8 protein-coding genes and 1 tRNA gene are annotated in these 13,061 nt (G+C 41.5%); 7 read left to right on the top strand and 2 right to left on the bottom strand.

Features of this window, described 5'->3' with window-relative positions; translation table 11 throughout:
* The first annotated feature begins 6 nt into the window (after positions 1–6).
* The 5 genes from AB5935_RS07305 (at position 7) to AB5935_RS07285 (ending at position 8,488) form a co-directional block, all read left to right on the top strand.
* Complete coding sequence (locus AB5935_RS07305; RefSeq protein ID WP_007837572.1) at positions 7–597, top strand: epoxyqueuosine reductase QueH; 591 nt, start codon at positions 7–9, stop codon at positions 595–597.
* Positions 594–2,411, top strand: a complete 1,818-nt coding sequence (locus AB5935_RS07300; RefSeq protein WP_007842559.1) for a helix-turn-helix domain-containing protein — start codon at positions 594–596, stop codon at positions 2,409–2,411. The genes AB5935_RS07305 and AB5935_RS07300 overlap by 4 nt, the downstream gene beginning before the upstream one ends.
* A gap of 192 nt (positions 2,412–2,603) precedes the next feature.
* Positions 2,604–5,855, top strand: coding sequence for a SusC/RagA family TonB-linked outer membrane protein (locus AB5935_RS07295; RefSeq protein ID WP_038612221.1), 3,252 nt, complete (start codon positions 2,604–2,606; stop codon positions 5,853–5,855).
* Between the two features lie 11 nt (positions 5,856–5,866).
* A complete protein-coding gene (locus AB5935_RS07290; RefSeq protein ID WP_038609050.1) occupies positions 5,867–7,288 on the top strand; it encodes a RagB/SusD family nutrient uptake outer membrane protein in 1,422 nt (473 codons plus the stop codon).
* A gap of 18 nt (positions 7,289–7,306) precedes the next feature.
* Entirely contained in the window at positions 7,307–8,488 is a 1,182-nt protein-coding gene (locus AB5935_RS07285; RefSeq protein WP_007842565.1) for a TlpA disulfide reductase family protein, read from the top strand.
* A 346-nt stretch (positions 8,489–8,834) separates the two neighbouring features.
* Here the strand turns inward: AB5935_RS07285 and AB5935_RS07280 are convergent.
* A tRNA-Glu gene (locus AB5935_RS07280) sits at positions 8,835–8,909 on the bottom strand.
* A gap of 142 nt (positions 8,910–9,051) precedes the next feature.
* Here AB5935_RS07280 and AB5935_RS07275 point away from each other — a divergent pair.
* Both AB5935_RS07275 and nfo read left to right on the top strand, forming a co-directional pair.
* Positions 9,052–10,341 carry a DcaP family trimeric outer membrane transporter gene (locus AB5935_RS07275; protein ID WP_007842567.1) on the top strand — a complete coding sequence of 430 codons (1,290 nt, stop codon included), beginning with the start codon at positions 9,052–9,054 and terminating at the stop codon, positions 10,339–10,341.
* Between the two features lie 42 nt (positions 10,342–10,383).
* A complete protein-coding gene (nfo, locus tag AB5935_RS07270) occupies positions 10,384–11,220 on the top strand; it encodes a deoxyribonuclease IV (RefSeq protein ID WP_007837578.1) in 837 nt (278 codons plus the stop codon).
* Positions 11,221–11,543: 323 nt separating this feature from the next.
* Here nfo and AB5935_RS07265 read toward each other — a convergent pair whose 3' ends face one another.
* Positions 11,544–12,908 (bottom strand): TrpB-like pyridoxal phosphate-dependent enzyme, encoded by a 1,365-nt coding sequence (locus AB5935_RS07265; RefSeq protein WP_007837579.1) that lies wholly within the window; start codon positions 12,906–12,908, stop codon positions 11,544–11,546.
* Between the last annotated feature and the right edge of the window lie 153 nt (positions 12,909–13,061).

Below are 13,061 nucleotides of genomic sequence, written 5' to 3'. Positions count from 1 at the left end.
TGCCGTATGAAAAAGAAATTCCAGCTTGAAGTTCCGGGAGGAGCCGACAAGGTGTTGCTTCATACTTGTTGTGCTCCTTGTTCATCAGCCATCATAGAGTGCTTGATGCAGCATGGTGTCACTCCGGTTATCTATTATTGTAATCCCAATATTTATCCGTTGGAGGAATACATTATCCGCAAGGACGAATGTACGCGGTACGCCCAATCTTTGGGATTGGAAATTATAGATGCCGATTATGATCATGATGCCTGGCGTTGTCGAATGGCAGGAATGGAGCAAGAGCCTGAAAGAGGAGGCCGTTGCTTGCGTTGTTTCAAGATGCGACTGCAGGAAACCGCACGTTATGCTCACGAACATGGATTCCCGGTTATCACTACTACGCTTGCTTCCAGCCGTTGGAAAAGTTTGGAACAGATAGAGGAAGCGGGCCGATATGCTACGGCCCCTTATCCGGATGTCACTTATTGGGAACAGAACTGGCGTAAAGGTGGATTGAGCGAGCGTCGCATTGCTATCATTAAGGAATATAATTTTTATAATCAGCAATATTGTGGCTGTGAGTTCAGTATGCGAAAAGAAGAAAAGGAAGAATGACAGGAATGAGGATGCTTAAACTGTGGGTGGTTGTAATGTTATTGGGACTCTTGCCCGTTGTTTCAGAGGCGCAAGAAGAAATAAATAATGCCATTAATGTACAGTTGGAGTATCTGAAAAAGTATCCTAAAGATAAAGAAGCGCTTCGGAAAGTTAGTTTTCTCTATCTGAATAAAGCAGATTATGATCAGGCTATCTTTTATGGTCGACAATTGTTTGAGATAGGTTATAATGAACGGGATTACAATGGCGCTGTAATTTATTCTCATATTTGTCTGGGGCAGGCCCATATGATGAAGGGAAATGTAAAGGAGGCTTATAGTCATTTAGGGCAGGCCAGGCTGATAGGTGAAAGTAATAAAAATGATTCCGCCTTATGTTCCGTATATAATGGTCTGGGACTTTATGCATCGAATGTCCAAAAAGACTATTATCGTTCACTTACTTATTTCTTCAAAGGAGTTGAAGCTGCAAGACGTTGTCATTATGACAGACTCTATTCCATTTTACTTTCTAATATTGCCGGTATTTATTATTTAAAAAATGATAGCACAGGATTGAAATATGCCCTTGAATGTTATGAACTGGGACATGAACGGAAAGATCCTTATCTGATTTATAGTGGTTCAACCAATACCGCTTATATGTATTATTTGAAGAGTGACTATAATACAGCATTGAAATATATTCAGGAGGCGGAGTTCACCATGGTGCAGAATGACTTTTATGATCAATCAAACGTTTACAATCTTTATGGATATATTCTGCATAAATTGAATAAAGATGATGAAGCGCTGGGCTTTTTCCGGAAGGCTTTGGATTTGAAAGAACAGGGAAATATTTCTTCTGTGATGAATTCCTATTTGGGCTATGCCGAAATTTTAATGGAGCATCATCAGTATGACCGGGCTGTCTGGATGCTGAAAGCCGGAATAGAACTGTCTTACCAACAGGCTAATGCCATTTATCGAAGTGACCTGTTGCAGGCTTTATCCCGATGTTATGAAGAAGATGGTATGCTGGTAGAGGCGTTGAAGTATCATAAGCTCTATCAGCTGGAAACAGATAGCTTATATAATGCGGAAAAGGAACGTGCCGTGGGGGAGATACGTGCAAAATACGATATGGAACGGCAGGAAAACGAGATAAAACAAAACCGTCTGGAATTATTGGAAAAGGAAAATAAGATGCAATTGCTTATAGCCGGATTTATTTGTATCTTCATAGCTGCCTCTTTACTATATTACTTATATTACAGAAAAAATAAGCTGTACCTTACCATTGTGAAGCAAAATCAGGACGCTATCCGGCGTGAACAGCAATTGCAGAATAAAATAGACGAGCAGTTTGCAGAGATAGGCCGCCAGTCCGCTCTTTTACAAGAATATCTTACGGACTCGACGAAAACTTCTTTGCCGCAACCTGAGAAATATGCTTCATCCTCGTTGACAGATGAAAAGAAGCAGGATTTATTTCTGCGTTTGGAAACGCTGTTGCGGGAGGAGAAGGTATTTACAGACAATTTGCTGACCAAAGAGAAAGTAGCGGAAATGTTGGGAACTAATCGTACTTATCTCTCTCAAATTATTAATGAGCAGACCAAGCAGACTTTTACTCAATTTGTAAATGGTTTCCGCACAAAAGAGGCAGTCCGTTTACTTTCCGATCCTGATAACCAAACTCCGCTAAAGGCGATTTCAGCTGAATTGGGCTTTAATTCCATGACTACTTTTTATAGCCAGTTTCAGGCGGCTACTGGTATGACTCCCGCTCAGTATAGAAACAAAGTGCAGGAATTGCATAAAAATAGATAATCTATTAATTTGCTATCATAAATTTATCCAAATGCGGCAATTGCTGTATTTGGATAACCTATTTTTGCTATAATTTAAAACTTTATGCATTAATTTGCTATCGGCGCGATATAAGCTGCAAAACTGTTTTAACAATAAAACGGGACTTAAAAAGTGATTATAAACAGTATTAATATTAAATCTATGAAGAGTATGAAACATTCAGATTACCACGGAAAGCTACTTCGACTGGCGATGGTTTTCGTTGCATTGTTTTTGTGTGGAACAATGGCATATGCACAAACAGACCGGATGATCAGCGGTATAGTTGTAGATGAGAATGGAGATCCCCTGCCTGCCGCTCACATCCGTCAGGTGAGCCAGACGAAAGGGGAGGAACTAGCTGCTGTCATAACCGATATGAACGGGCACTTCCGGCTGACCCTGCTTCGCACAGCGAAAGAGATAGAAATCTCTTACTTGGGCTATGAATCAAAGAAAGTAAGATTGACAAGTGCGAACAGTTACAGAATTGTCTTGGAGCCGGCCTCCGAACTGCTGGACGAGGTGGTGGTAACCGGATATCAGACTATCTCCAGGGAACGGGCTACCGGTTCATTTGCGAAAGTAGATTCGAAAAAGTTGGAAACTCAACGGTTAAGTAGTGTCAGCTCATTGATGGAGGGAAGAATAGCAGGTTATAGTGACGGTAAGATACGTGGTGTGACTTCGATGAACGGACTTACTACTCCTCTGTATGTGATTGATGGGTTTCCGGTAGAGAAAACTATTTCTGACGGACTGGGCAACTGGGTCGAAAATGTACCTGATTTGAATATAGAGGATATAGAGAATATTACGGTATTAAAAGATGCCGCGGCTACGTCTATCTATGGTGCTCGTGCTGCTAATGGTGTAGTAGTCATCACTACTAAAAAAGCCGGAAAGAATCAGCTGAATGTATCATTTTCAGCGACATTGACAGTACGCCCTTATAATTTTTATACCGGTCACTTGGCCGGTACGGCTGACATGATAGAGATGGAAAAGGAGTGGGCGGCCATGAATCCTAATCTTCAAGGAGAGGGAGCATCCCAATATGCACAGAATTTATTGGACAATGCATCCATGTATTCCTGTTTGGGGGTACAGGCTATTTTAAAACATCATACAGGTGCGATCAGCGAAGCACAAATGGAGCAGACGCTACATGAACTGGCTTCACAGGGATTCCGTTATTATGATGATGTGAAGAAATATGGTAAACGAAATCCGTTTTCGCAACAATATAACTTGAATATCGGGCGTGGAACGGAAAAAAATACATTTAATGCTTCGCTGTCTTACAGGAATAACCGGGAAGAAGATAAATATACTGACAGCGAGAGTTTCGGATTGAATTTGCAGAACACTAGCCGGCTTACTTCATGGCTGAGTCTGGATTTGGGAACGTATCTGAATTATGGAGATGGTACAACGCAGAGTTATAATCTGACCTCACCCGGATATAATTATGTTCCTTATAGTTCGTTGTTGAATGGCGATGGAAGCTACTATACTAACACGGCTGCCGACCGGTACAGTAAGTCACAACAGGAAATTATTTCTTCTTACGGATTGTATAGTATGGATATTACCCCTTTGGACGAATTGGGAAGAAACTTGTCGAAGAGTAAGAATTTTAGTAATCGTACTTTTGCGAGACTTAATTTTAAATTCACAGACTGGTTGAGATACACTGCTTCGTTCCAATATGAAGTAGGGGAATATAAGACAAGCCAATTGCAAGATAAGGAAAGCTATGCTGTGCGTAATAAAGTAAATACATTTGCTACTGATGCAAGTGGGAGTGGCCAGGCTACTTATAATCTTCCTTATGGCAATATTTATACAACGGGAACTAATAGTATTCGTGCTTATAATTTCCGTCAGCAATTGGATTTTAACAAGACATTTGCAGAAAAACATGATGTGACCGCTTTGTTTGGTATGGAAGTACGTGAAAATAAGACGGAATACAATAATCGGAAATATTATAATTATGATCCGGCTTTACTAACTTATGATCTTATTGATGAACGGGTGCTGAGTAATACTTATACCGGAGTTTTGGGAAACTATGTATCATTCAATAAAAATGATATCTCCAACATCTATGAACTGGTAAATCGTTTTGTTTCTTTTTATGGGAATGCAGCTTACACGTATGATGGTAAATATATGGTGACAGGAAGCATTCGTTGGGATCGTACCAATTTGTTTGCTACTGGTTCCAAGTATCAGAAGAAACCTATCTGGTCGGTAGGTGCTGGTTGGAATCTGGACAAAGAATCTTTTTTTAAAGTTTCATTTATAAATATGATGAAACTGCGTTTCAGTTATGGTATCGGTGGTAACATCGCCAAGAATTCTGCTCCTTATATGACGGCTTATTATAATAATAATACCCATGTGGGCGGCATACAAGGGACTATCAGCAACCGTCCTAATCCTGATTTGCGGTGGGAAAAGACAACTACAGCTAATATTGGTGTAGATTTCTCTATGTTTAGAAATCGATTGAACGGTTCTATTGAATATTATAATAAGTCGGGCGTGGATTTGTTAGCCAATACCAATGGAGTACCTACCGAAGGTTTTGGTTTTTCTACTTATACCATGAATAATGGTAAAATGAGAAACCGTGGATTCGAGTTGACTCTTTCCGGTGATGTCATTATGGGAAAAGATTGGAATTGGAACGTAGGTGGTGTGCTGGGATACAATAAGAATAAAGTGACTTATGTCAATGTAAAAGCACCTGCTATTTTTCTTCAGTTCGATTATCCTGCCGCCTATCCCCGTGTTGGAGTGCCTTATAATGCCATTTATGGATATCTGTGGGCAGGGCTGGATAGTAAAGGGCAGCCTCAGGTGTATGACTCGGAAGGAAATATCCATGTAAGCAGTTCACCGCAAAAAGTGGAGGATGCTGTGTATTTAGGAACTTCTGTTCCGGTTTATAGTGGGGCTGTTAATACCAATCTCCGTTATAAGAATTGGGAACTGGCTGCTCAACTGCTTTTTGAAGGGGGGCACAAAATGCGGAATACCAATATAGCCTATCCGGGATTAGGAGTGACAAGTAAGGATGTGAGTAAACGTTGGCGTCAGCCTGGTGATGAGGCATATACCGATGTACCACGCTATGTTCCGTCAGAAAGCAAGGATTATAATTCTTACTCATCCGATCTTTATAGCAAGGCTTCCATTCATGTACTTGATGCCGATAACTGGCGCTTGAAGAATCTCTCTGTTACTTATCATGTTCCTGCAAGTGTATGTCAGAAGTTTTATGTAAAAAATGCACGTATCATGCTAGGTATGGAAAATGTGTTCACTTTGGCTAAAAGCCGTGATGTGAAATGGATGCTTGGGGGATATAGTAAACCAAATTATTTGTGTAATGTCAATTTGAACTTTTAAATGAGAGCAATATGAAAAAGATACTATTTATGATAATGACAGTGTTGGGGTGGATAAATCTGACTTCTTGTAATGATTATTTGGATATTGTTCCCAAAGGGAACAAAATTCCTACTACCTTGGCTGATTTTGAAGCATTGCTGCGAGATGAATATACCATTGGCTATATTCCTGTAACGAATAGTCTTTATCTGTTGAATGATAAATTTGTAGGACAAAGCAGTCTGACTAGCGTTACCCTTACGAGTGCCAATTATCTGTGGAATGAAACAGCGGACAGAATTGTACTGAACAATCAGGACGAAGGGACTTATTACCGTAGTTATATGGCTATTTCCACTTGTAATCTCTTGCTGGAGCATGTTCCCGTTGCAACCGAAGCGACTGATTCCGAACGCAATGAGGTAATGGCTTATGCCAAAGTGATTCGTGCTATGAGCTATTACATACTGGCCAATTATTATGCTGATACCTATGTGTCTGCAACTGCCGGTACTAAACTGAGTGTACCTTTGATAACCAGTGCCGATATCAATGCTCCTCACAAGCAGGTCACTATTCAAGAAATCTATGATTTCATGATTAAAGATGTGAAAGAAGCCATAGAACAAGGATTACCCGAACAGTCAAGGACTGTTATCCATCCCAATTTGGGAGCAGCCTATGCCTTCTTGGCACGGGTCTATCTGCAAATGGCGAATTATGAAGAAGCATTGAAATACGCGGATATGGCTTTGGAACAGAACGATAATCTGTATGATTGGATTTCTTATTACGACACTCATAAGGAAGCTATTACAAAAGAAGACAGTTATCCGTCGTTACCGTCAGTGACAGGGTATGATTATGTGGAGAATTACTATTTCCGTTGTGGAGAGGGTAATCCTAACTATGCTACCAGCGAACTTAATATTCCGGTGGAACGTGCGGAGAGTTTCGAGGAAGGGGATGCACGTTTTTTTTCCCGCTGGAAACTACGCACGGTAAATCAGGATACTTACTATCAAGGTTTGGCCAAAGGATATTTCAACGGGGCTGGTCTGACCACTTGCGAGGTATATCTCATCAAGGCCGAATGTTTGGCACGTCAGGTCACAGGTAATGATTTCTCTGCTGCTATGGATGTGTTGAACAAGGTACGTAAGACCCGTATTCTGCCGGAGATATATCAACCCTTGCAGGCTTCAACTTTGACAGAAGCCATTGACTTGATCCGACGTACGAAAGACAATGAATTGATTTTCACTATTGTGCCATTCGCTGATGCCCGGAGGTTTAATGCCGAAGGTACTTTTGCACGTGCGCTATCCAAAACATGGGAAGAGCAGACTTATACATTAACCCCGGCTTCACATCTTTGGATTATGCCTTTCCCGGCAGGTGCCGTTCAGAATCCGGGTAATGGAACTATCACTCAAAATGTATCTAAATAACCTATAAAAACAGACTTTATGAAATTGATGTATTTATTAGCAACATCCGCCGTTGTTTTGGTGATGATGGCATCTTGTACCCGGCAGTCGGTAACGGGGTACACACTGACAGCTGCAATTGATGGAATTCCTGACGGATCCCATGTACAGTTATTTCCTGTAAGTCATGGTCATGAAAAACCGGTGGCGGACACTACTGTTGTAGATGGAAAATTTATATTTAAAGGGGTGGCGGATGAACCTCTGGCTGTACGGTTGATGGTGAAAGATGCATACGGTTCCATGCCTCTGATGTTGGAGAATGGCAGTATAAGCGTGGAGGGTAAGGTGACTTCTGAAAACCTTAATGGAACCGTGAATTATAATTTCTCACAGGTTTCAGTGACGGGATCTCCTTTGACGGACAAATATGTAAAATTATTGAGCACACGTGATGCCTTGGATTCTATTTATGTGACGAATAACGAGAAGTTTAAGGATATCCGTGCTGCCTATGGAAAAGCGAGAGTTGCCAAAGATAAGATCTTGATGGATTCTGTCGTTGCTACGGAAGCTTACAAAGCATCTGCCGTGGCCGATAGTTTGTTCTTTGCTACGGTAGATGCCACTTACTATAAATTAGTTATGGACAATAAAGATTCTTATTGGGGGCCTCTGATGATGATCAGTTTGTTTTCTTATCTTACCGAAGAGCAGAAACCGTGGTATGATGCCTTGTCAGAAGAGGCTAAACATTCCCGCTATGGAAAAATGGTGAAAGAGAGTGTGGCTCCTGATAGTCAGATCGGTTCTAAAGTGCCTGTCTTTACAGCCAAGTCACAAGATGGGAAATCGGTAACTTTAACCGATTTGTGCCAAGGTAAGAAGTATGTCCTTATTGATTTTTGGGCATCATGGTGTAATCCTTGCCGTAAGGAGATTCCTAATTTGAAAAAACTCTATACGCAATATGCAGACAGGGGTTTCCAGATTGTAAGTATCTCTATTGACAAAAAAGAGGCGGAATGGACAAAAGCGCTGAAAGAAGAACAACTTCAGTGGCCTAATTTTTTGGATACTGAAGGTATTGCTGATATATATAAAGTGAAATTTGTTCCTACTATGTATTTGATAGATGCCCAAGGGGTCATGGTAGGAGAAAATCTTCGTGGTGAGGCTTTGGCAAATAAACTGGCTGAGCTTTTTGGAGAGATTGAATAATCATATTCTTTTTATGGCATTCTGACATAGGACGGGGCGGAGTCGATGAATAAGTTGGATCTGTCCCGTTGTCTTATGTTTCGGACTGACCCTTCTGTTGATTCAGCCCCCCTGTACAAGACTATCCAGGTTTATTTTGATTCAAATCCTTCATAAGTGTCTAATCCGCTTGCCTACAGTCGTTTATTATGAAGAATTTAAAGCACAATCCTTCATGAATCCGTCATTTTCGGGTCAACGGTCTAAATTTTAAGGCTGAGCCGTTTTCTAACTGAGCCGTCGGCATACCCTGCACAAAGCAGGATAAAAATAAAGAAGCTATCGAATATTCGATAACTTCTTTATTTGGTAGCCCGTGGGGGAATCGAACCCCCCTTTCAAGAATGAAAATCTTGCGTCCTAACCGATAGACGAACGGGCCATCCTTTTTATCGAGGATTTCTCTCTCGATTGCGGGTGCAAAGGTAGTGACTTTTTTTGAATTTGCAAACATTTCCCAAACTTTTTTCTAAACTTTTTGTTCATAGTCCATTGAATAGACTATTTACCTAAACTTAACTTTTATGAAAACTATCTTTAAATCAATGAGTTGTCTTATACTGGGCGCAATGATTGTTACGCCGATGTTTGCGCAACAAAAAGATCTTTATCCGGAGTTGGAAGGACCGGGACCTGTTGTTATTATCTCAAAAGATAAAAATGGCAAGGAGGAATTAATCAATGTATTTGAAGAAACGCAACGTCCGCATTTCCATGATCCCCGTGCCCCTCGTTTTTTACTTACTGACCAACAGGGAAAGTTTGCATTGGGTATCGGTGGTTATTTGAAAACTACAATGGAATATGATTTTAATGGGATAGTGGATGACGTTGACTTTATCCCTGCACTCATTCCGCAACCGGGATCCACTGCTGTCCGTAATCAGTTCCAGATGGATGCAAGCACTTCCACTATCTTTTTAAAATTGGTGGGGAGAACCAAGCATTTGGGCAACTTCATCGTTTATACAGCCGGAAACTTCCGTGGAAGTGGAAAGACTTTTGAATTGCAGAATGCTTATTTATCTTTCTTGGGTTTTACCATGGGGTATGATACCGGATTGTTTATGGATCTTGCCGCAGCTCCTCCGACTATTGATTTTCAAGGACCTGACGGGATGACTTTCTATCGGGCCACCCAGTTGCGTTATGAAGCTAATTTGATTAAAGGTTTGAAAGTGGGTGTCGGTGTGGAAATGCCTTCAGTAGACGGAACTCCGGCAAAAGATGTGAGAATCGGTAAGCAGCGGATGCCGGATATTCCTGCTTATGTGCAGTATTCCTGGGCGAAAGCGAGCCATATACGTGTGGGAGGAATCTTGAGAAGTATGACTTATGAGGATCAAGTGAATAATAAGGCAAAGTCATTGACCGGTTGGGGGATACAGGCATCGGGAACAGCAAGACTGGGTAATTTCCAGCTTTACGGACAATATACTTATGGTAAAGGTATTGCTCAATATTTGAATGATATCAGTAACTTGAATGTAGATATCGTTCCTTTGGCCGACGAGTCCGGGCGCATGCAGGTACTTCCCATGAAAGGATGGTATGTCGGATTACAGTATAATTTCTCGAAACGGGTATTCGCATCGGCTACGTATAGCCAGTCACGCCTGTTTACGGAAGATTGCTATGCTCACTTTAATGAAACCCAGTATAAAAAAGGTCAGTATCTGGTCGCTAATGTGTTTTGGAATATAAGCCATAACCTGCAGGTGGGTGTGGAATATCTGCATGGCTGGAGAGAGAATTTTAATGATGTGAACCGTGAGGCAAACCGTATAAACTTGAGTGCACAATATAATTTCTAACTTATTCTCTGTATCTTTGTGTCTGTCAATAATGGAAAGAGAATGAAAAAAATAGGTGCACATGTATCCGTAAGCGGGGGCGTAGAAATGGCCCCCGTTAATGCATTAGGGATAGGAGCGGACGCATTCGCTCTTTTTACAAAGAATCAGCGGCAATGGGTTGCAAAACCTTTGTCTGTCGAGAGTATTACTCTGTTTAAAGAAAACTGTGAGAAAGAAGGTTTTGATATCCGGTATATTCTTCCTCATGACAGTTATCTGATAAACTTGGGACATCCTGATAGGGAGGGGATGGAAAAGAGTCGTGCGGCATTCTTGGATGAAATGCGGCGTTGTGAGTTGTTAGGATTGAAAATGCTGAATTTTCATCCCGGAAGTCATTTGAACAAGATATCAATAGAGAAGTGCCTGGACAGGATTGCCGAGTCTGTCAATATGACTTTGGATAAGACGACCGGTGTGACTGCTGTGATTGAGAATACAGCCGGACAGGGAAGTAATGTGGGAAATGAATTCTGGCATTTGAGATATATTATAGATAAGGTGGAGGATAAATCTCGTGTGGGAGTCTGTCTGGATACTTGCCATACCTATACCGCCGGTTATGATATTGCGAATGAATATGACTGGGTCTTTACCGAGTTTGATGAAGTCGTGGGGGGAAACTATTTGTGTGCCATTCACTTGAATGACTCAAAGAAACCATTGGGCAGCCGGGTAGACCGTCATGACAGTATCGGAAAGGGGCTGATTGGTATTGATTTCTTTCGCCGTTTCATGCAGGATTCCCGTTTTAACGATATGCCTGTTATTCTTGAAACTCCCGATGATACCATTTGGAGGGATGAAATTAAAATGCTTCGCAGCTTTGAATTATAGCCTGTGCTTTGAGTGAGATGTGGTGATGCTTTTAATAGTAAACCTGTAGGTGGGAATGATTTGTGTTTTCATGTGTATGGTTAAGCCTTTTTTATTTTATGTCTAAACCTGATTGAACGCATTATTTCTATCTCCATAGTCTTTGGAGTTAACTCCCAAGCTTATGGAGATAACTCCAAAGGCTATGGAGTTAACTCCGCAAGCTTGGGAGATAGAAGTTATCAGTAAAAGAATCTTTAACCTGAAGGATACAACTGTTTAGTTTGCCGTAGTTTATAGGATAATATATCCTTTCCGTATCCTTCAGTTATTTTATACCCTGATTACATGTCTTTTATTTCATCCAGGTTCTTCTGGATATCTTCGTCTTTTAACTCATAATTCATCAAGTTACCTGCCAGATATTGGTCGTATGAGGCCATATCAATCAGTCCGTGACCTGAAAGGTTGAACAGGATCACTTTTTCTTCGCCGGATTCTTTGCATTGATTCGCTTCGCGTATGGCAGCAGCGATGGCATGGCACGATTCGGGAGCCGGAATGATTCCTTCTGCTTGTGCGAACAAACAACCAGCCTGGAAGGATTCTAATTGCTGGATATCAACAGCTTCCATCAAATTATCTTTCAATAATTGTGAAACGATGACACCTGCACCGTGATAACGGAGACCTCCCGCATGGATATTGGCCGGAGAGAAATTATGCCCCAGTGTAAACATGGGCAGCAGCGGGGTATATCCGGCTTCGTCGCCAAAGTCATACTGGAATTTACCACGGGTCAGTTTCGGACACGAAGCCGGTTCGGCAGCAATGTATCGGGTTTGTTTTCCATTCAGGATAGTGTGGCGCATAAAGGGGAAACAGATTCCTCCAAAATTGGAACCACCACCAAAGCAACCGATAATCATGTCGGGATATTCGCCTGCCATTTCCATTTGCTTTTCGGCTTCCAGACCGATAACCGTTTGATGCAGTGTGACATGGCTTAATACCGACCCTAGTGTATATTTACAGTTGGGAGTGCTCATTGCCAGTTCGATAGCTTCGGAAATGGCCGTTCCCAGTGAACCTTGATAATTGGGATTACGGGTAATGATATCTTTGCCGGCACGGGTAGACATGGATGGAGAGGCGGTGACCGTTGCTCCGAATGTCTGCATGATGCTGCGGCGATAGGGTTTTTGATTATAGCTGATTTTTACTTGATAAACGGCAGCTTCCAGTCCGAATACCTTTGCGGCATACGATAGAGCAGCGCCCCATTGTCCGGCACCGGTTTCTGTCGTGACATTGGTTACACCTTCTTCTTTGCAATAATATGCCTGGGCCAGAGCCGAGTTCAGTTTGTGGGAGCCGATGGGGCTGACACTTTCATTTTTGAAATAAATATGTGCGGGAGTCCCTAGTGCTTTTTCCAGTCCGTAGGCACGTACCAATGGTGTGCTGCGATAGTATTTGTACATTTCACGCACTGCTTCAGGGATTTCAATCCATGCGTCTGTCTGGTTTAATTCCTGTTTGCAAAGTTCTTTAGCAAAAATGGGGTAGAGGTCTTCCGGTTTCAGCGCTTCTTTGGTTTTGGGATTCAACGGCGGCATGGGTTTGGTCTTCATGTCTGCCTGTATGTTGTACCAGTATTTAGGAATTTCATCCTCTGGTAAGATAAAACGTTTTTGTTTTGTGCTCATAATCTTTCAATTTAATAGTTTTGCGGTCAAAATTAGGTAAAAAAAGTATTCCTTACTAATTTTCAACTACTTTTTTGTCGGGAACAATAAAAAAAGGGGCTGTCAGAGTAAAAATGCGAAGTTATTTGTTATTATAGACAGAGATGTGAATAT

The sequence above is a fragment of the Phocaeicola sp. RTP21198st1_B8_RTP21198_201120 genome, assembly GCF_040929485.1.
GTDB classification, from domain to species: domain Bacteria; phylum Bacteroidota; class Bacteroidia; order Bacteroidales; family Bacteroidaceae; genus Phocaeicola; species Phocaeicola dorei.
This window is presented reverse-complemented; position numbering and strand designations above follow the sequence as displayed.